A 20,167-nucleotide genomic window follows, 5' to 3' on the forward strand; every position below is an offset into this window, starting at 1 on the left:
GCTTTACGGCTGGGACCTTGCTTTTTTTAACTTACGGCTTTATCATCTGCCGTGCCTTGCGCGCCCATTTGATGTCCTCTTTCCACTGCTCCGAAGCGTCGCCGATCAGCCAACCTTTGTCCAGGCAGAGCTTGAGCAGCCGTTCTTCCAATTGAACGGAATAAGTCAAATGGAGCAGCAATTCGTCGCACAGCTTCCCGTCTCCTGCAAGGTTCAGGCAATCCGCCAGCATGTTCATGCGCAAGCGGTTATCCTGCAGCAAATCCTGCGCAATGAAGCGGTCGTTAAATGCTTTCATGCCCAAGAGGGTTTCCATCACGGGATTCAAGCGTCAACACCTCGCTTTATTCGCTTCCATAAAGATAGGAAACCTTCAGCCAAGAGTCAGGAGTTTTCGGCTCCGCCGTTCAGCAGCTCGAGCAGGTGTCGGTTCATACCCGCATATTCTGTCGTCATTTCCGCGAGCTCCGGGCAGGAGATCAATTGAAGGAACGTGCCGGATTTGACAATCCTCAGCGTTTCATGCCGCAGCAGTGCCTGCCATGTTATACGGCCCGCTTCATCTTGGTAAGGAAGTGAGACTTGCGGCGTCGTTTTTTCCATAAAAGCACTCCATTCCTCTTTCGGCATATTATGGGCGAAAAAGAAATGAATTATGAGGGTTGACTAAAACTTATATTTCGTGTATCTTTAAATCAAGATAATTAAACGCATAGGAGTGAAAACATGTTACGGTTATCAAAAGCATAGCGATTATTTTTTTGGATATATATCTTAATATAAAGTTAAATTAAACTGAGAATAATAAAAAATGGAGGAATAAAAATCATGATTGCTTGGGGTTTGTTGATTATACGTTTGGTCGTCGGTTTGATCTTTATGGGGCACGGGGCCCAGAAATTATTCGGTTGGTTCGGGGGACCCGGCATAAAAGGCACCGCAGGATGGTTCGCTTCCATCAACGTGAAACCGGCGCTGCCGATGGCCGTTTTGGTCGGTTTGTTCGAATTTGTGGGCGGACTGCTGTTTGCGGCGGGTTTCCTGACGCCGGTCGGGGCAGCGATGATCGCAGTGACGATGCTTGGCGCCATCTTTACGGTGCATATAAAAAACGGCTTTTGGAGCACGTCGGGCGGCATCGAGCTGAACTTGATCCTGCTTGCCGTCGTTGCGGGCGTTGCTTTGACCGGTCCAGGGGCTTATCATCTGTTCTGATGAAACACAGCTGACAATCCATTTCCATAAGGAGGGAATTGCCATGAGAATTCGTTTGTATACGCCCGTTATGCAGGGGAAGGGACATTTTGACGGGGGCCGCATCACGGAGCAGAAGCCCATCGGTTTTCCGGGGGAAGGTTCCGTGATCAACCGCATCGGCCCGTTGTATTACTGGGCATGGGCCTCGACGCCGGAAGAAGGTTACATCCCGCCTCATCCTCACTACGGCTTTGAAATTCTGACGTATGTGCTTCAAGGGACCTCGGAACATGGCGATTCCCTCGGCACACGCAGCACCATCGGCGAAGGCGGAGTGCAGGTAATCAAAGCAGGCAGCGGCGTCAGCCACGAGGAGCGCTTTTTGGGACCGGATATGGAAGGCTTCCAAATCTGGTTCGAGCCGGATCTGAAGCTGGAGGCGAAAAAACAGCCCGCTTACGAGCAGTATGAGGCTGACGAATTTCCGGTGCAAGCCCAAAACGGCAGCCTCGTCAAACAGATTCTGGGCGAAGGATCGCCGATCAATCTGACGGCGGAAGCGCGGATGTGGGACGTGCAGCTTCAGCCGGGGCATCGTTACGATCACGTCCTGTCCAAAGGCAAAACGCTTGCGGCACTCGCGGTAAGGGGAGCGGGCAGCTGGCAGGAGGGTGAGGCGCATGAGGAGGCGTTTCACGAACGCGATTTCATGCTGCTGACATCGGAACACGAGGAGCAAATTTCGCTGCATGCCGGGGACGAACCCGTCAGAATGATGCTGATCGAGGTTCCGGAGCGGGTAAGCTATGGTCTTCTTCCCAAAAAATATTAAAAACGTTTGTCAAAGAGCGCGCCGGATGCTATAGTCTGGCTGGCGCTCTTTTTTTTGCGCTTTTGCTTCGAATGCAATTCAAGGGTTATATATAAAAAACTATTTCTATGCCAAAGGAGGGCGCACATGCCGAAAAAAGCCAGAATCAATGAAATCGAACTGCTGCGCGGCTTGGCCTTTCTGGCCGTTGCGCTTCAGCATGCGATCGCCCACTACGGCGGCCTGAAGGAAGCCCGGATGGAAGACGGCGTGCTGATGACCATCCTGCTGCTCGCGGCCAAATTCGCCGTGCCGGTGTTCATTTTTATTACGGGCATGGTTTTGTTTTATAACTACGACGGGCAGCTTCGGTACGGCTCGTTTTTGCGCAAGCGGTTCAGCGATATCCTGGTCCCTTATATATTGTGGTCGGCGGTTTATTTTACGGTCGGTACAGGCTGGGGAGGAGATGTCGGGCAGCGGGCCGGAACCTGGGCGGCAAACCTTGTGACGGGCAAAAACAGCTATCATTTATGGTATATCGTTATGATTTTCCAATTTTATTTGCTGTTCCCGGTGCTGCGGTTGTTGATGCGCGCATGCGCCAAACGGGTGCCGTTTAAGTGGCGTGCCGCGGCTTTGGCGGGAGCCGGCCTGTTATGCCTGCTGCTTGTATACAATTTGTTCCGGATTTCGGGAATGATGGCGGATGCCGATATCCCGTTCCTGACCCCGTTTTTTACGGCGTATGCCGACCGTAATTTTTTGTATTTCGCTTTTTATTTCATTCTCGGCGCGGCGGCCGGAATGGCCCCGGAACGGTGGACTTATTGGCTGAGCCGGGGGAAGGCGGCGTATTTGGCCGTTTTCGCCGTTTTGTTCGGATATTATACGTATGTCACGGTGCACAGCTTTTCGTCCCCGGATGGACTGCATATTTCCTTTAACGGGCTCAGCCTGCTGCGGCCGCTGATGACGCTGTTTTTGACCAGCTCGATTTTCGTGTTTTATGCCTGGTCCAAAACTTGGACGGAAGCGGCGGGCCCGATCAGCCGTAAAGTGATGAATGGGCTTGGCCGGTATTCGTACGGCGCTTATTTGGCCCATGCGCTGATGCTTCGGCAAAGCTACAAGGTCGACGCTTGGCTTTTTGCCGGATGGAACGTCACGCTGCGGATGCTGATGTCATTCCTGATCTGCGCCGTTTTGTCTTACGGGGTGACCATCGCGCTATCCTACTTGCCTTTCGGAAAATGGACGGCCGGAATCTCTTCGCTTCCCGGAAAAAAACGAATGTCCGTTCCGGCGCAAGCCCAGCAAACGGTACGCCATTTCGACGGGAACTGACAAAAATCCGTTTTTGCCTCTGCTTTGTTGGAAGCTCCCCAAACGGGAACCGGTACAAGCAGGGGCATTTTTATGCGCAGATGTTGTATAATTTCAATACATGAAAAATTCATAATAGAAAACCCAAGCTTCGATGCGCATTGCCTGCTCACCCGCATTTCGCCTTGCTTCCAGGTTGGTTCTAACGGGAATATGGCCGGTTTGCAAGCTGTAGACGTTTACGTTTTTATGCCGCCGTTTCCATGAAGTCGTCAAGTCAAGCGTTTGCGCCAAAAGGGAGGCAGTTTTTCGTCGAATGTTTCATGTCATGCAATTTTGAAAATAGTTGTTTATAATGGTATCAATGCAAGATTTGAGGGAACAGGAGTAAGGGGGGAAGCGGCGATGGCTTTTATGATTGCCCAGCGCGCTTTTATTAAAACGTATTTGATCACGATGGTGGAGCAGCATCGGGGATACGGCTATCAGATGCTCGAAGAGATGAGGCAGGAATTCAAGTCATTCGGCTACTCGCCGCCGCAAAGCGAAATATACCGCGCGCTGCATGAGCTGGTGCAGGAGGGCGTTTTTTACCGGACGAAGCAGCTGAAGGGCAACGACCCCCGGGTGGATTTTCAGGAGATCGTGTTGTACCATTTTACCGAAGACGGCCATGAAAAAGCGAAGCTGTACAAAAAACAGGTGAAAGCGGACCTGGACCGCTGCCTTGGCATGCTGAACAAAGCGGTAAAAGATAATTATTGATCCGCTCGACAAGGCCGTTTTCGATCTGCGGCGCCGGATGCTCGACCATACCGTTCGTGGAGTTCATGTACCGCCTGCTTCAGAATTGCCGTCATTGCTGCCGGAATTGCCCGCGACAAGAGGTGCGGTTAACGGGGGTTCGGTATGAATAGGGCCGGGTCCAGCCAAAAAAACGCTTGCAGCATTGAAATTTCTTCCAAAAAAGCGTCCAACCATTTTCATCTTGGCCCAGGTTGTGATATAAAAATGAATGGGGAAGTATATAATGGAACAACGACGCCCCTTTTTTGAGTCGCAACCGATTTGGAGGTATAGGCAATGGATGAACATATGCAGCGCCGACTGGACAAACAGAGAAAGCTGTTTAAGCAGCTGGGGATACATTTAGATGCACTTTCGATTCACGAAAAAGTGTTCAGCACCAAGCTTAGAGGATACGATCCCGAAGAAGTGGATTCCTACCTGGATGAAATTATTAGCGATTATGAACGATTTTACGCAACGATTTCGGACCTGATGGACAAATGGCAGGAGCAGCAGGTTGCGCTGCGCGAAATGAAGTCGAGCTCCCGCCCCGAACCCGACCGGTTCGCGATCGATCCGAAGCAAATCGAGGAGATCGTGCTCAAAATGGAGTACAATCTCAGACAGCTGAAAACGAAGATCCGTCCGGAACCCGACTTTTTTGTAGAATAATCCTTAAAGCCCTACATACGTGTGTTATCATGCCCCCTAAGAAGCGGAAGCTTTTTGGGGGTTTTGTTTTGCAGCCCACAAAAATAAGAAGTGGGAAGGGCTGTTACATGGTGGTAAAATAAGGGCAGGTATTCTGCTTGAAGTGCAGGCGAATGAACGAAAGGATGGATTGCGATTAAACCGACCGATGATTTTATTGTACAGCAGGTGAACAAAGGCAAGAAAATAGCGCTGACGCTGATCGGTTCCAATCTGCTGCTTGTTTTGCTCGTGGAAATTTTGAGGCTGGCCCAAGGCATTTTCACAAATCTTCTTGGAACCGCCGTTTGGATTGTGACGATGATTTTAATCTATTGCGGCGTTAAAAAAGCCAAATGGGCGTTCGTCATCTTCACGGTATGGAATATCGCTATGCTTATCGCGGCATGGGCGGGAAAAGCAGTCATCTCCCCTTTACCGATGAATCTTTGGATTTTTGCGACGGCAGCTTTTTTGCTTCAAATCGCGACATCCGTCGTATTTGTCTTTTCATCCAGCGTCAGCGATTTTTTATATAAGCAGGGACATTAAAAGCGCGCTCAATCAACCAATCGTTATTTTGCCCAGAAGGAGACGGAGATTGATGGATGACCCAATTCTTATCGTGCAAGCAACCGTAAAAGACCTGGAGCAACTGGCTCCCGTATTCGACCAATACCGCGTGTTTTACAAACAAGCATCGGACCTGGAGGCCGCGAAGCAATTTCTGTTCGATAAATTCGAGCACCGGGAGTCGGTCATCTTTTTGGCGAAGCATCGGCCGTCGGACCAAATCGTCGGGTTTACGCAGTTGTACCCTTCCTTTTCGTCGATTTCCTTGCAGCGGACTTGGATTTTAAACGACTTGTTCGTATGCGCCGACTATCGGAAACAGGGCATTGCCACGAAATTGTTGAATCAAGCCAAGGAATTTGCCGCATTAACCAAAGCCAAGGGCCTCGAGCTAAGCACCGCAACCGACAATGCCGCGGCCCAAAAATGTTACGAGGGGCTGGGATACAAGCGCGACGACGAATTTTTTCATTATTTCCTAAAGGTATAAATTTACGGGAGAAGAAAGGAAACCGCGGGATGAACATTTTGTGGGATTTCGACGGGACGTTGTTTGATACATATCCGGCTTTTACGAATATTTTTTATGACATATTGGGCGGGGACATTTCGAAAGAGGAGATCTACTCCCATCTCAAAATCTCGATGACCCATGCGGCCCGGCATTTTGGATTTACGGAACAGCAGATTCGCGATTGGAGAAACAGGGAAACCGTTCATCCGGGCGAGACGCCGCCTTTTTCGGGCGTGGAAGAGGTTCTGCGGTTTGCGGATCTCAACGTCATCATGACGCATAAACCGCGGAAAGAAGTGCTCGAAATCCTTGAATATTATCGATGGGAGCGCTATTTCCGGCATATCGTCGCCGGGGACGACGGTTTCCCGCGCAAGCCGGACCCGGCATCGTATCGATTTTTGCATGACGAATATGGACTCGACCTGGCCATCGGCGACCGCGAGATCGACATTTTGCCAGCAAAAGCGATCGGCATCAGTACCTGTTTGTTCCAAAATCGGACGCCGGGAGCGGACTTCTATTTGGAGCGGTATGAGGATTTTTTCGAGGTTATAAAAGATTATGGATTCAGCGGGAAGAAATCAAAGGCAAAATCCTAGATATACATGTTGATGTTTTCGTAAAACGGCTTCAAGGAGGAACCGGGCATGAGAACGATCGAATTCGATTATCCGTTGATGCAAAAAACGTACAAGTCCGCAGGACATCGCGATCTGTCGCTGTATATTTTTTATCCCGAGGAACACAGCGCGGAATCGGAGAAGCCGGCGATTTTGTTTTTTAACGGGGGAAGCTTTGGGAAAGGTCCATTGACGCCGGCGCAGTTCCAGCATCAGGCGAAATACTTTTCGTCTATCGGGCTGGTCGCGATTTGCGTCGATTACCGCAACGGGCATGACGAAGGATTTACCCCGATCCAGGCCATCTGCGACGTCAAATCCGCCGTCCGTTGGGTGAGGGACCATCATGCGGAATTAGGCGTTAATCCGAATAAAATCGCCGTTTGCGGCGCTTCGGCGGGTGGATATATCACCGTTTCCTCCCACATGTTTCCGGAGATCGACGATGAAGATAACGATACGGATCATCGCGCCAACGCGTTGATCGTGTTTTCCGCCGTGATGGATGGGGTGGACATCATGACCCGCCGTTATCCCGAGCTGCTGGACATTGCGGAAAGCTTGTCGCCGCTTCATCATATAAAACCGTGTCTGCCCCCGACGCTTTGGATGTGCGGGACAGCGGACGAAGACTGCGAACAAGACCAGGCATTCACGGCGCGGATGAACGAAGCCGGGAATGAAATTCGCTTTCTTACTTATGAAGGCATGGAGCATGGCTTTTTTAATTACGGGCGGCATGAAAACGTTTATTTTGAAAAGACGAAGCGGGAGATCGAAGGATATCTAAGAGAGATACACTTTTTGTAGGATGGCATGATAACTTTAGAAGTTCAGCATCAAAAACCTGTTGGCAGCAACAGGTTTTTTTGTCGTCCGAAAACGCCCGCCTCCCTCCCGATCCTCTGAATCTATGGATGAGGACCGGCGTTTATAGTGCCGGACAACAGGTTGAGATTTCTAAAATTGTGGTTGGAATCGAAGATTTTATATCCGGCAAAAACCGGTATAGTTAATAAATAAAGCGCTTACCAAGCGTTGAGAGATTTGCAGAATGAACATCCAAAATCCAAAAAACGGGGGAGTAGGACATGAAATTTCGCAAACGATGGTTATCTTTAACGCTGGCGGCAATGATGCTGGCTTTGGCGGCCTGTGGCGGCGCAGGGAAGGATGAGCCGCAGGCAACCGGGGCGGCAGGAGGTACCGAAGCCAAAGGCGGGGACGTTACCCTGGAGCTGCTGTATTGGGGAGACGATGCGCAAAAACAGCTGGTGGAAAAGACGATCGAGAAATATACCGCGGAAACGGGGGTCAAGGTCCATGCCCAGGTGCTGCCTGCGGATGGCACGTTCGATACGTTCATTCAGACGCGGCTGGAATCCGGCGAACTGCCGGACATCAGCTACATGGGCGAAGGCGACATCCAAAAATATTACGAAATGGGCATTTTGGCGGATATCGGCGATCTGATGGATAACGGAACCATTCCGAAAAAGCTGGATGCCATCACGATCCATTCCCCGGACCAAAAGGTGATCGGCGTCGGGTTGTCCAACCAAATGGAACTGCTTTTCTACAGCAAATCCAAATTCGACGCGGCAGGGATTCCTTATCCTCCGACCAAGGTCGAAGACGCCTGGGATTGGGATACCTTCGTGAAATACGCGAAAGCCTTGACGACGGACACGGGCGGCAAAACGGCGGCCGATACCGGCTTTGAGGCGGCCAAAACGGAAAATTACGGGATTGGGTTCACGGCGGGCCGCGAGTTCCACCATTTCTGGGCGGCCAACGCAAACGGCGGAGGCGTCGTCTCGGCGGACGGCAAGCAGTTTTTATGGGATTCGCAGGCATCCATCGACGGCATTCAGAAGTTGGCGGACCTGGTCAATAAGGACAAGGTGGCTTCCAGCTTCACCTACACATGGAATTCGGGCATCGGTTCGGCGGTGGACGCTTTGAGCGGCGGTTACGCGATGGCCATCAGCGGCTCCTGGGATCTGGCGAACATCAACGGAAACGAAGACATCGGGGTAGGCGTATTGCCGAAGATGAAGCAGGCCGTCACGATGAACTGCGGCGCGCCGCTTGTCGTCTATAAATCTTCCAAGCATATCGAAGAAGCGAAGAAGTTTTACGCTTATATGGTGAATCCGGAAAACAGCCTGGATCTGTTGAAATCCGGGGCATGGCTTCCGAACCAGGCGGATTGGTACACCGATGCCGCGTTGGTCGATAAGTGGACGGCCGATTTGCCAGTCAGCGCCAAGGAAACGATTTTGAGCTATTCCAACGCCAAAGACGCCATCGTGCAATGGCCTGCTTATTACGTGCCCGCTTATCTGCGGATGAACACGGAATACGAAAAGGCAATCGACCAGGCGTTATCCGGCCAAAAAACGGTCAAGGAAGTGTACGCGTCCGTCATGCCGGCGATTAAAAAGCTGTGGGAAAGCGGCAAGGTTTCGGAGTAGCCGGGAGTCATTCACATTCAGTAAGGAAAGGGCTATTGGATATGGAGATCAAACGCAACACCAGCCAAAACATCGTTCCGAAGCATTCGCGTCTCAAAGGGAGCGCCAAAGAAGCCGTCGCCGGTTATTTGTTTGCCGCTCCCGCGATACTGGGATTTCTCATCCTTACCTTGTACCCGATGCTGGCGAGCCTGGTGTACAGCTTCCACAAAATCACGATCATGGGCGGCCATCAAGTCATGAAATGGATCGGGCTGGACAATTTCAAAACGATTTTTTACGGTCCCGGCTCCGAATTCGGCAAGTCCATCTCCGTTACTCTGATCTATACGTTCATCAACGTGTTTTTGGTGATCGTGTTTTGCCTGGCGGTCGCGCTGCTGCTAAACCGGAAATTCGTAGGCCGAAATTTGCTGCGCGCCGTATTTTTTCTGCCCTCGGTCATCCCGATGCTGGCCACGACCATCGTCTGGCAAATGCTGCTGCAAAATCAGGCCAAGGGCGGGCTCGTCAACTGGCTGCTGCTGAAGCTCGGGGCGACGCCGTTAGATTTTTTGAACGACGCGACCAACATCTTCGGCACGTTGTTTCTGATGAGCTTATGGACCTGCGGCGGGACGATCGTCGTGTTTCTGGCAACGCTGCAGGACGTGCCGGGCGAGCTGCTCGAAGCGGTCGAAATGGACGGGGGCAATGCCTGGCATAAATTTGCCAAGGTCACGTATCCGACGATCAAACCGGTGGTGTTTTTCCAGCTTATCATGTGCATGATGACGTCGATCCAGATTTACACCCAAAGCGTGGTGCTGTCGCGGAACGGCGCGCCGGACCGGATGACTTATTTCATCAACTTGATGATCTACGACCATTCCTTCGTGCAGACGGGCATGCGCGGGCTCGCGTCGGCCGAAGCCTGGCTCGTCTTCCTCATTACGATGGTTATTACCGGCATCCTGTTTTATTTTCAAGGAGCGCTAAAAAGGGATAAGTCGACGGTGCGAAACCGAAGGGGGAGAGCATAATGGCAGCGACAGCGATTCATGGAGCGGGCATCCGCCGAACCAAAGCGCGGAAAAAGACGATTCACCGTCTGTTGATTGTCCTCTCGATTGTTCTCGGGCTTGCGATGGCATTCCCTTTGTACTGGCTGCTGCGCGGTTCGTTTGTCAGCCATGCGGAAATATTGGCGCGTCCGCCGGTGTTTTTTCCGTCGGCATTCAGCATCGACAATTTCAAGCGGGCCATCGACCGGATCGATTTTTCCCGGCAGCTGTGGAACTCGGTTTCGATCGTCGTCCCTTACGTAGTTTTTAACGTGATTACGACCAGCTTTGCGGGTTATGCTTTCGCCAAATTGCGGTTCCCGCTCCGCGGCATGTGGTTTGCGCTCGTCATCAGCACGATGATGCTGCCCAGCGCCGTGACGCTGATTCCGCAATATTCCTTGTTTACGAGCCTAGGACTCGCCGGCAAACCGGCTTTGATCATTCCGGCCATATTCTGTGCAGGGGGGAATGCCTATTTCGTCTTTTTGCTGCGGCAATTTTTCATGACCATACCGGATGAGCTGCTGGAGGCGGCCAAAATCGACGGGGCCGGATATTTCCGCATTTATTTGAAAATCATGCTGCCTTTGATCCGCCCGGCATTGATCGTGGTGGCGCTGTTCAGCTTCATCAACAATTGGAACGACTTTTTCTACACGATGATTTATTTGAAAAAAGAGGCCGATTATACGCTGCCGATGGGGCTCTATATCGTCAACGGCATGCGGATTCCGAACTACGAGCAGGTGATGGCGCTTGCGCTCATCGTCACCGCGCCGTGCCTTGCGTTCTTTTTTATCGGCAACAAGTATTTTGTTGAGGGGATTGCGTTAACGGGAATCAAAGGATAAAGGAGGCATGGATACAGTGAAAACAGGCAAAACATGGCTTGGAAAAGGGGCGGCGGCCCTCATCAGCGTGGCGCTTGCGTCCGGCGGCGCGGCATCGACCGCTATGGCGAATTATACGACGGGATTCGAGGTCCCGGGCGTAGGGCATGATTTCGGAACTGCCACATGGGACAGCGGCAACAAATTTGCAAGCGAAGGCGTGGATTTCAGCAGCGAAACCGTGGGTCAAATGATGAAAACCATCGAAAACTTCGATTTTGAAGCGTTCAAAAAGGATCATCAGGATTTGCCTTGGCTCGATTCCCTGCTCGTCAACAAGGGCGTCATCCCGGACGACATCGACGATGAGGGCGGCGCCAACACGCTGTTCAGCCGCGGGAGCGCCTTGTTCATGAAAACCCAGGACAATGCGAAGCTGGGATTTGCCGGGCAGGTGTATTACGCGGATACGCTCAACCAGGACGTGATGTATTCGGTCAGCCTGTCCACCGGGGGCGTACGGGAAGACAAAAACGCGAGGAAAAATTACCCGAGCCATGAAGATCAGACGTATATGAGCGGACCGCTGCAGGTGCAGCAGAAAAAATTCATCACCTATTACAACTCGGCGGTAACGCTGTTGGACTTTCATAATCCGACTTCGGAAGACGTCAAGCTGACGATCAAGGTGCAATCGCCGTTTGCCGCAGTCGCGGAAGGGGACGAAATGGTCGGCAAACGGGTGGCCGCTCCGCTCATGATCGGCACCGACGGCAGCAAGTTCGTCAAGGCGATGTCCTATGTCGACGTACGCCTCAGCGGGAACGGCATGAAACCGGGCGATCAAGGACTGGTGAAGGAAATCGTCGTCCCGGCCGGCGGCTCCGCCTCGCAGAAAATTACGATGGGCTGGCTGGCCGACGAGATTCCGAAATCGAAAACGCAATACGAAGAATACAAAAAGATCACCGACAACGGCGAAGCCTTCGAACGTCAGGTAAAGGAATACAACCAGTGGTGGGCCGACAACATTCCGTACATCGACATTCCGGACGAAAACGTAAAAAAGGTGCTTTATTACCGCTGGTGGTGCAACCGGTTTAACCTGCTGGAAGCCAACATCCCGGGGAACGACTGGCAGTTCCCGATGAACATGGAAGGCGTGCTCGGATACAACAACGGCATTACCGTCAGCGTCCCATGGGCGATGCAGGACCTCAAATGGCTGCGCAACCCGGTGTATGCCTACGGCACCTGGCTCGCGCAAGGGGAATATTCGGAAAACAAAAATTACAAAAACAACCCGGGGCGTCCGAACATTTGGACCTGGGACATGATGCAAAACACCTCCCAAGTGGGTTGGGAAGCTTATAAAATCTACGGCGGCGGGAATAAGCTGCTGAAGAAGTTTGCCGACATTTCCGCGAGTGACGTCGCCGGAACGCTGGAGCACTTCAAGGGCACCAATCCATACCTTGTCTATTATAATCACGCCCCGATTACGGGCAACGACGGGGATACGGTATCGATGCATTGGAACGGCGGCGGCAATTACGCCCGTTTGGACGGCACCTCAACGACGTATGCCAACGCGGTTGCTGCGGCGGAGATGTACGGCGAGCTTGGGGACCAAAGCGCGGCCAACAAGGAACGCGAACTTGCGGGCAACGTCCGCAGCAGCATTTTGGGCGAGATGTGGTTCGACAGCGCGGATTTTGACGGCGACGGGAAAGCGGACACGAAGGGAGAAGGCAGCTTCCTCCACAAAAAAATCGTAAACGGCGCCGATACCTTCGTCCCTTGGCGGGACAACAACATGTTCGTGTTTAATTTCGGGGTCGTGCCGACGGCAAAGGAAAATGGTTATCAGTCCAAATATTTGACCCAGCTGGCCGATTACGGCGATCCGCAATATTATCCGATTTTTCCGTTTTTCACGGCGGATCAGCACAGCATCATGAAAAGGGTGCAGGCTTTTGTGGACGGTAAAACGGACGCTTACGGCACGGACCAATTCGCCTGGTGCAACTTCGGCAACTACATCAATACGATTAGGGCGTCATTGAGGCATTACCCTGTGGACAACATCAACGCAGACACTTACAAAAAGCTGTTCGAATGGGGTGCATGGCTGCATACCGTAGAACCGGGGAATACCGACCACCTGGACTCCAACGAGTTCTTTTGGCTGGAAAACTACTTCTTCGGCACGCAGTGGACGAAGGACAATCCGCCGAACCCGAGCGGGGACATGGTCAGATCGTGGATTCACCACGACACGCTCGGCATGATGAATTACACGGTCATGGAGGATATTGCGGGGATTCAGCCGAGAACCGACGACAAAATCGAGCTGTGGCCGATCGGCATCGATTACGACCATTTTGCGGTGGACAACGTGCGTTACCATGACGCCAACCTGTCCATCGTATGGCAGGACCCGGCCAAATACCAAAACAATCCGTATTACAAAGGCATTCCGGCGGGTTTTTCGCTCTTTATCAACGGGGAGCGCGTGTTGACGACAAGCGAAATGTCCCATGTTATTTACGATACGAAAACGGGAAAAGCGGAGCTGCCGAAATCGGACATCGAAGGCGCGGCGGGCAATAACGCGAGCACGCAGATCTGGTACGAGAAAAAGGGTAAAAAAGAACGCGTCGCCTCGGCGAAGGACACGTCGCTTGCCGACGAGCCGCGGGTGGTGGACCTGTTCAACAAAGCCGGAATCGATCTTCAGCATCAAGGCGAAAACCTGGCCATGGCTTCCGGAACGACGATTACGTCGACTTACGTGAGCCCCGAATCCGATATCCAGCGGTTGGCCGACGGATCGACGATCGCCTCGACCGACCATACCGCCAATACGGCTTTGCTCGGAGGAAGTCCGAATGCAACCGATGCGGTAACGTTCAATTTCGGGAAAAAGAAGCCGGTAAACAACGTCAAAGTGTATTTCTATAACGACCGGCTCGAGGGGGGCTACGGCACGCCTCAGCAGTTCCTGCTCGAATATTTGGACTCGGACGGCAAAACGTGGAGACCGATTCAGGGCCAAACCCGCTATCCCGAAACGATCGCCTCCAACTATAACAACGTCGAGTTCGAAACGGTGAAAACGCAGTCCGTTCGCCTAAAGGTGACGCATGCGCTCGATGCCCAAACAGGCATCAAGGAAGTGCAAATCTATGACAACAAGCTTAAAAACGTGGCCTCGGCGGCCAACCAGGCGCCTAAGGTGTACATTGGACAGACCGAACGGACGGCTGCGCAGGATGAAACCGTATCGATCCTGCCCGCCATATACGATGACGGATTGTCGGGCAAGGAGCTCAGCTATCGTTGGAGCAAAACGTCAGGAAGCGGCAGCGTGGAAGAAATGCAGACGGATCGGGCCGAATTGAAGGCTGTTTTCCATGACGTCGGCGCATATGTGTATACGTTAACTGTAAGCGATGGCGAAAAGGAAACGGCAATTGACGTGCATATTACCGTTTCCGTTCCGACCCAGGACATCGCCGATATGATTGCCGCCTATGCACCAAGGGACAACGGGAAAATCGTCCGGAACAAGGACGATTTCACGCCGGAATCCTGGGATGCGCTGCAAATCGCTTTGACCGAAGCGAAGGAATTGCTTGCGGGCAAGGATTTCACAAGGGAGCAGGTAGAGGCGGTTCGGGCGAAATTACGGCAGGCGGCTGAGGAGCTAAATGTTAAAAACGTCGGGCTGCTTGCCAAGGCGACGACTTCCTACGTATCGCCGTGGGAATCCATTGCCGGCGTCAATGACGGATACATCCCTTACACATCCGCAAGCATCGGCAAACCGGACGCCGAGGTGCAGTATGGCAACTGGGCCGACCCGGCCGAATCCCATTGGTTGCTGTACACCTGGGATCGGCCCGTGAAGCTGTCGGCAAGCTCGATCTACTTCTACGACGACGGCGGCGGCGTCCAGGTTCCGGCCGACTATGCCTTGGAATATTGGGATGAAACGGCGAAAGCCTTCAAACCGGTAACCGGCATGTCCGACAAAACGATGAAAAAGGACCGCTTTAATGACGTAACTTTCGACGATATTACGACGACCCAGCTTCGCCTTCATCTGATCCGGCAGCCGGGAGCTTGGACCGGCGTCAAGGAATGGCGCGTGCTCGGACCGGAGGCCGTTGCCGGAAATCCGGGAAATGCCGCAAACAAGCCTGTCTTGAGCGTCGAACCGGTTGAAGTCGAAACGGTCGTCGGCGTCGCGCCGAAGCTCCCGACCACCGTAAACGTCACGTTTGCGGACCAAACGAAAGGCACCAAACCCGTTACTTGGAACGAGGTTCCGTATAACGAGCTGACGACGGCACACTCCTTTGTCGTGCTCGGACGCGTGGAAGGCACCGAACAATCGGCCAACTGCCGGATCCTCGTCACGTACGACAAGTCGGAGTTGAAAGCTTTGATCGGCCAGGCGCGCGAGGTTTTGGATCATCAGGAGCAATATGGGGCAGCGCCGGAGCAGTGGAAAGCGTTAAAGGACGCTTTCGCTTCCGCACTGACCGTGGCAGACGACAAATCGGCGACCGAAGGAGATATAAAGGCGGCTGCAGAGCGCCTAAAAACGGCATTGGAAAACGTTCAAATTCAAAAATAGTTTTGATACGACTTAGGAGGAACATCATATGCATCACTCAAAAACGACGGAAACGATGCGGCAAGCGCATCTCTCCGATGTTAACATCGACGATCCGTTTTGGAGCTATTACCTCGATCTGGTCCGCAACGTGGTCGTACCCTACCAGTGGGAAGCGCTCAATGACAGGGTGAACAGCGCCGAACCAAGCGGGGCGGTGGCCAACTTCAAAATCGCTGCTGGCATGATGGATGGAGAGTTCTACGGCATGGTTTTTCAGGACAGCGATGTCGCGAAATGGCTGGAGGCCGTTGCCTATTTGTTGGATACGCGTCCGGACCCGGAGCTAGAAGGAATTGCGGACGGCATGATCGATATTATTGAGCTGGCCCAGCAGGATGACGGGTATGTGAACACCTATTTTATGCTGAAAGAACCTGGAGCCCGGTGGACGAATCTTGCGGAATGCCACGAATTGTATTGCGCGGGTCACCTGATCGAAGCGGGCGTGGCTTATTACCGGGCAACAGGGAAACGGAAGCTGCTGGACGTCGTGATCAGGTTCGCGGATTATATCGACAGCGTGTTCGGGACAGAGCCGGGCAAGCTGCGCGGTTATGACGGCCATCAGGAAATCGAGCTTGCGCTCGTCAAGCTTTACGAAGTAACCGGAAACGAACGTTATTTGAACTTAAGCGCGTATTTCCTGAATGAACGGGGGCAAAAGCCGAGCTTTTTCGAACAGCAGCTGCATGAACGCGGGGGACAAACGCATTTTCCGGGGCTGAATATGGCGACGGACCTGGAATATAACCAAAGTCATCTTCCTGTCCGCGAGCAGGATAAGGCGGTAGGGCACGCAGTACGGCTTGTTTATATGCTGGCAGGCATGGCTGACGTGGCGGCAAGGAAACACGATCAAGAGATGCTGGACGCATGCATGCGGTTGTGGGACAACATCGTATCCCGTCAAATGTACATCACCGGCGGCATCGGATCGATGGTTCACGGCGAAGCGTTTTCGTATGACTACGATCTGCCGAACGATACCGTTTATGCGGAAACCTGCGCTTCGATCGGCCTGATCTTTTTCGCTCACCGCATGCTGCAGACGACAAAAGACGCGCAGTTTGCCGACGTCATGGAACGTGCGCTTTATAACACGGTAATCGCAGGGATGTCGCGGGACGGAAAACATTTTTTCTACGTCAATCCGCTTGAAGTGAACCCGAAATCCTGCGGCGGCAAAAACAAAAATTACGATCACGTGAAACCCGTCCGCCAGGAATGGTTCGGCTGCGCCTGCTGTCCGCCGAATATCGCCCGGCTGCTTTCTTCCTTGGGCAGCTACATTTATTCGGTTCAGGAAGATACGATTTATCATCATTTATATATCGGGGGCGAAGCCAACCTAAAGGTGAACGGCACAAACGTGGTGCTGAAGCAGGAGTCCCGGTATCCTTGGCAAGGCGACATCAAGATCGAAGTGGTTCCAGAGCAAAAGCAGGACTTTGCGGTAGCACTCCGCATCCCGAATTGGAGCGGCGGGAATGCTTCGATATGCGTGAACGGCCGGGCGATTCCTGCGGAACGGCTGAAGGTCGTGAACGGATACGCCGTCATCCAACGCGAGTGGAGCCCTTCGGACGTCATCGCGTTGTCTTTGGAAATGCCGATCATGAGGGTTCACAGCCATCCTGCAGTTCAAGCGAATGCAGGCAAAGTCGCCATCCAGCGGGGACCTTTGGTTTATTGCCTGGAGGAGGCGGATAACGGAAAACATTTGCATCAGCTCGTTCTCCCGAAAAAGGGCGGCCTCAGCCTGCTGGAAGAAGAGCTGCTCGGCGGCATGATCGCAATTGAAGCCGATGCTTTTCGCTTGAACGAGGAGACTTGGGGCGGAGCGCTTTACAGCGAACGGGAATTGCCGGAATATCGTCCCGCAAAGGCCAAGTTCATTCCGTATTATGCTTGGGCCAATCGCGGCGAAGGCGAAATGAGGGTGTGGGTCAGGGAACAATAACGGATGTAAGCGGTATGGCAGGCGAAGAAGCCGGCCATGCCGCTTTTTTTTCAATCGTGATATGACATGGAGACCTTGCAAAGGTTACCTGGGTAAGGAACGCAGCCAACCTCTCTTTTTAGGGATGTCAAGCATGCGTAATGAATTTTCGCCGGAATTCGGAAGGAGAGATTCCTTCTTTTCGGGCAAAGGCCGAGGAAAAATACGAAACCGATTGATAACCGGCTTCTTCGGCGATTTTGGCAATCGTCCATGAGGTTTGCAGCAGCAGCTTTTTCGATTGCTCGATCCGGTAATGCTGCAAATATTCCATCGGCGTCATGCCGTATACCTTCAGCATGTTTTTGGCCAAGTAGTTGGGATGGTAATTAAACGCTTCGCGCAAGGACGAATTGCTGACCTGCTCTTTGTAATGCTGGCGGATGTACCATTCGATGTTGTCGGCGATTTGGATCGCGGTCGCGTCGGATAGCGATGTCAGGTCGCGGTCCAAATGCTGCAGCAGCAATTGAAAGGTCGATTGGCGCTTCCAGTTGCGCAGCGACTTGGGTTCCTGGTCCAGCCGGAAAAACTGCTCGATGTCCTCCAGCGCTTTATCCGATATTTTGGAATATTTCGGGATGAAGATCGAGTTGACGTCGCAATGGTTTAAGTAGGCGTTTTTCTTATGATTTTCGATGAGTCCGGGTTGGCCAGCCAGACATTCGTCCATGCTGCTTCCCTCCTGCCAGCTGCCGAAGGTTTGAAAATGAATCCATGTAATTTCCGTGGCTTCCGAGCATGGCGCCAGCCCGTAATGACGGCCGTCCGGCCTCAGCACGAGAATGTCTCCTTTCCGCACGATCCATTCTTTCCCGTCTTCGCCGACGGATAAGGTACCCTTCATGCCGACGATCAGGTCGAACACGCCGATGTGGCTGCGGCTGATATGTTTTTCGCCACAGGCAAACACAGCTTTGCCGCAATCGATGAAATAGGGGATCGGCGGGGCTATAAAATGAAAGATTGGCGTATCCATATGAGCTCCTTCTATCGTTGTTAGAGGTGGGCGCAACATAATGTAAGCGCTGCAATTCATATCATTGCCATTATATTATAATAAGTACGCAATGGAAGGGAAGAAGAAGGGACAGGAATACCGCAAATAAAAGCCAAGCTGGCCCAAATTGCTGTATGCAGCGCGGCCGTTCGAAAACGGTATAATGTCAACGTTCCCGGTTCATCCTGAAAAACCCCTGAGATATCATCCCCGGGGTTAATCTTATAGCCGTGGTTTTACTTAGGCCCAAGCTTGCCGAAAACGGCAAAATCGCATGTTATGTTTGCACTTGTTAAAACTTGACCAAGTCGTCGACGTTCACCGGGAGGCCGGTGCTCATCGAAACGTTGCCCGCAATGCCGGTCAGGATCGACATCGCTCCATCGATGTGGGATGCGGCGCGTTTGTACGGATCCTCCGCCGGCACCCCGAAAATGTCGTTCAGCATGACCGGATCGCCGCCGCCGTGGCCTCCTGCGCCTTCGACGATGTCCGCTTCGTACGCTTCTCCGAACATCGGGATGACTTTAATGCTTTTGGTTTGGAGCGCCCCTTCGTCTTCCTTTTTGCCGCCGGAGTTGACGTACGATTTCTCCACGATTTTCATTTCGATGCGCCCTTTGGAGCCGTTGATGTTGACCTGGAATCCTTCCCAAGGCATGTAGCAGTTCAGCGAGTAGGTCATGATCGCTTTGTTTTTGTAGCGCACGAGGACGCCCATCGTATCTTCGATGCTGATGCCGTCGCCAAATACGCTTTGGTCGCGGTAGTAGCCGTCTTCATGTTCCGCGTCCGCATACAACCCTTTGAGCTGCGGGCTTTTTTCCAGATCGAGCGCAAACGGGTCGTTTTTGGCGATTCCGCTGCCGCGGGTCCGGCTGTAGAACTCGGTGACCCCGCGTTTTTCCGCGTTTTCCTTGCCATAGAACATTAAGGAGCCTTGCGCGTAAACCGTCTGGGGCCGGGAACCGAGCCAGAAGTTGACGAGATCGAAGTGATGCGTCGATTTATGGACGAGCAAGCCGCCGCTGTTGCGTTTGTCGCGATGCCAGCGGCGAAAATAATCCGCGCCGTGCTCCGTATTAAGCAGCCATTCGAAATGAACGGAATGCACGTCGCCGATTGCCCTGTTCATGATGAGCTCGCGGATCTTGGTGTTGTGCGGGGCGTAGCGGTAGTTGAACGTGACGCGAAGCTGCTTGCCGGTCCGTTTGACCGCATCCAATATTTCCTGGCATTTCTCTTGGTCCACGGTCATCGGTTTTTCCGAAATGACGTCGCAGCCGAGCTCCATCGCTTTCACGATGTAGGTATGATGCGTCCGGTCGATCGTCGTCACGATAACGGCGTCCGGCTGCTCGCGCAGAATCATTTTCTCGAATTCATGGGATTTATAAGTCGGGACCTCAGGGTGATTGAACCGGTCTCGCAGCAGCTTGTTTGCGTAATCCATCCGCGTTTGGTTCGTGTCGCAGAAGGCGACGAGACGGGACGTCTCGCTGAAATCTTTGGCGAGTGCGCCGTAAAAGAAAATCGCCCGGCCGCCGGTGCCGATGAGCGCGTACTTTTTTTTCATGGGAAGCCTCCTTTTTTTCGGATTGAGTT

General features: G+C 52.6%; 18 protein-coding genes. 14 read left to right on the forward strand and 4 right to left on the reverse strand.

Annotated features, from left to right (window positions below; all coding sequences use genetic code 11):
* Positions 1 to 31: 31 nt before the first annotated feature.
* Both RJP21_RS13760 and RJP21_RS13765 read right to left on the reverse strand, forming a co-directional pair.
* Positions 32 to 298 carry a hypothetical protein gene (locus RJP21_RS13760; protein WP_310859744.1) on the reverse strand — a complete coding sequence of 89 codons (267 nt, stop codon included), beginning with the start codon at positions 296 to 298 and terminating at the stop codon, positions 32 to 34.
* An 86-nt stretch (positions 299 to 384) separates the two neighbouring features.
* Positions 385 to 603 carry a hypothetical protein gene (locus RJP21_RS13765; RefSeq protein ID WP_160037496.1) on the reverse strand — a complete coding sequence of 73 codons (219 nt, stop codon included), beginning with the start codon at positions 601 to 603 and terminating at the stop codon, positions 385 to 387.
* A gap of 225 nt (positions 604 to 828) precedes the next feature.
* Between RJP21_RS13765 and RJP21_RS13770 the strand changes: the two genes are divergently transcribed.
* The 14 genes from RJP21_RS13770 (at position 829) to RJP21_RS13835 (ending at position 17,523) form a co-directional block, all read left to right on the forward strand.
* Positions 829 to 1,215, forward strand: a complete 387-nt coding sequence (locus RJP21_RS13770; RefSeq protein ID WP_201452086.1) for a DoxX family protein — start codon at positions 829 to 831, stop codon at positions 1,213 to 1,215.
* 43 nt (positions 1,216 to 1,258) lie between these two features.
* The gene (locus RJP21_RS13775) at positions 1,259 to 2,029 is read left to right on the forward strand and encodes a pirin family protein (protein ID WP_310859745.1); all 771 of its coding nucleotides are present in this window, start codon (positions 1,259 to 1,261) and stop codon (positions 2,027 to 2,029) included.
* Positions 2,030 to 2,155: 126 nt separating this feature from the next.
* A complete protein-coding gene (locus RJP21_RS13780) occupies positions 2,156 to 3,355 on the forward strand; it encodes an acyltransferase (RefSeq protein WP_310859746.1) in 1,200 nt (399 codons plus the stop codon).
* A gap of 384 nt (positions 3,356 to 3,739) precedes the next feature.
* Positions 3,740 to 4,099, forward strand: a complete 360-nt coding sequence (locus RJP21_RS13785; protein ID WP_036707143.1) for a replication termination protein — start codon at positions 3,740 to 3,742, stop codon at positions 4,097 to 4,099.
* A gap of 318 nt (positions 4,100 to 4,417) precedes the next feature.
* On the forward strand, positions 4,418 to 4,795 hold the full coding sequence (locus tag RJP21_RS13790) for a DivIVA domain-containing protein (protein ID WP_310859747.1): 378 nt from the start codon (positions 4,418 to 4,420) through the stop codon (positions 4,793 to 4,795).
* 207 nt (positions 4,796 to 5,002) lie between these two features.
* Positions 5,003 to 5,365, forward strand: a complete 363-nt coding sequence (locus RJP21_RS13795; RefSeq protein WP_310859748.1) for a hypothetical protein — start codon at positions 5,003 to 5,005, stop codon at positions 5,363 to 5,365.
* Positions 5,366 to 5,417: 52 nt separating this feature from the next.
* The gene (locus RJP21_RS13800; protein WP_310859749.1) at positions 5,418 to 5,876 is read left to right on the forward strand and encodes a GNAT family N-acetyltransferase; all 459 of its coding nucleotides are present in this window, start codon (positions 5,418 to 5,420) and stop codon (positions 5,874 to 5,876) included.
* 29 nt (positions 5,877 to 5,905) lie between these two features.
* A complete protein-coding gene (locus RJP21_RS13805) occupies positions 5,906 to 6,502 on the forward strand; it encodes an HAD hydrolase-like protein (RefSeq protein WP_310859750.1) in 597 nt (198 codons plus the stop codon).
* Positions 6,503 to 6,550: 48 nt separating this feature from the next.
* Positions 6,551 to 7,333 carry an alpha/beta hydrolase gene (locus tag RJP21_RS13810; protein WP_310859751.1) on the forward strand — a complete coding sequence of 261 codons (783 nt, stop codon included), beginning with the start codon at positions 6,551 to 6,553 and terminating at the stop codon, positions 7,331 to 7,333.
* A 281-nt stretch (positions 7,334 to 7,614) separates the two neighbouring features.
* Positions 7,615 to 9,000 (forward strand): extracellular solute-binding protein, encoded by a 1,386-nt coding sequence (locus tag RJP21_RS13815; RefSeq protein WP_310859752.1) that lies wholly within the window; start codon positions 7,615 to 7,617, stop codon positions 8,998 to 9,000.
* A gap of 41 nt (positions 9,001 to 9,041) precedes the next feature.
* The gene (locus RJP21_RS13820; RefSeq protein ID WP_310859753.1) at positions 9,042 to 10,022 is read left to right on the forward strand and encodes a carbohydrate ABC transporter permease; all 981 of its coding nucleotides are present in this window, start codon (positions 9,042 to 9,044) and stop codon (positions 10,020 to 10,022) included.
* Complete coding sequence (locus RJP21_RS13825; RefSeq protein ID WP_310859754.1) at positions 10,022 to 10,897, forward strand: carbohydrate ABC transporter permease; 876 nt, start codon at positions 10,022 to 10,024, stop codon at positions 10,895 to 10,897. The genes RJP21_RS13820 and RJP21_RS13825 overlap by 1 nt, the downstream gene beginning before the upstream one ends.
* A gap of 7 nt (positions 10,898 to 10,904) precedes the next feature.
* Positions 10,905 to 15,521, forward strand: a complete 4,617-nt coding sequence (locus RJP21_RS13830) for a discoidin domain-containing protein (protein ID WP_310859755.1) — start codon at positions 10,905 to 10,907, stop codon at positions 15,519 to 15,521.
* Between the two features lie 28 nt (positions 15,522 to 15,549).
* Positions 15,550 to 17,523 (forward strand): glycoside hydrolase family 127 protein, encoded by a 1,974-nt coding sequence (locus RJP21_RS13835; RefSeq protein WP_310859756.1) that lies wholly within the window; start codon positions 15,550 to 15,552, stop codon positions 17,521 to 17,523.
* 127 nt (positions 17,524 to 17,650) lie between these two features.
* On the opposite strand, the gene RJP21_RS13840 is transcribed toward RJP21_RS13835, so the two are convergent.
* Both RJP21_RS13840 and RJP21_RS13845 read right to left on the reverse strand, forming a co-directional pair.
* Entirely contained in the window at positions 17,651 to 18,541 is an 891-nt protein-coding gene (locus RJP21_RS13840; protein ID WP_310859757.1) for an AraC family transcriptional regulator, read from the reverse strand.
* A gap of 313 nt (positions 18,542 to 18,854) precedes the next feature.
* Positions 18,855 to 20,138, reverse strand: coding sequence for a Gfo/Idh/MocA family protein (locus tag RJP21_RS13845; RefSeq protein ID WP_310859758.1), 1,284 nt, complete (start codon positions 20,136 to 20,138; stop codon positions 18,855 to 18,857).
* Between the last annotated feature and the right edge of the window lie 29 nt (positions 20,139 to 20,167).

Origin of the sequence: Paenibacillus sp. VCA1, from assembly GCF_031583795.1 — a bacterium.
GTDB classification, from domain to species: Bacteria; Bacillota; Bacilli; order Paenibacillales; family Paenibacillaceae; genus Paenibacillus_AQ; species Paenibacillus_AQ albilobatus.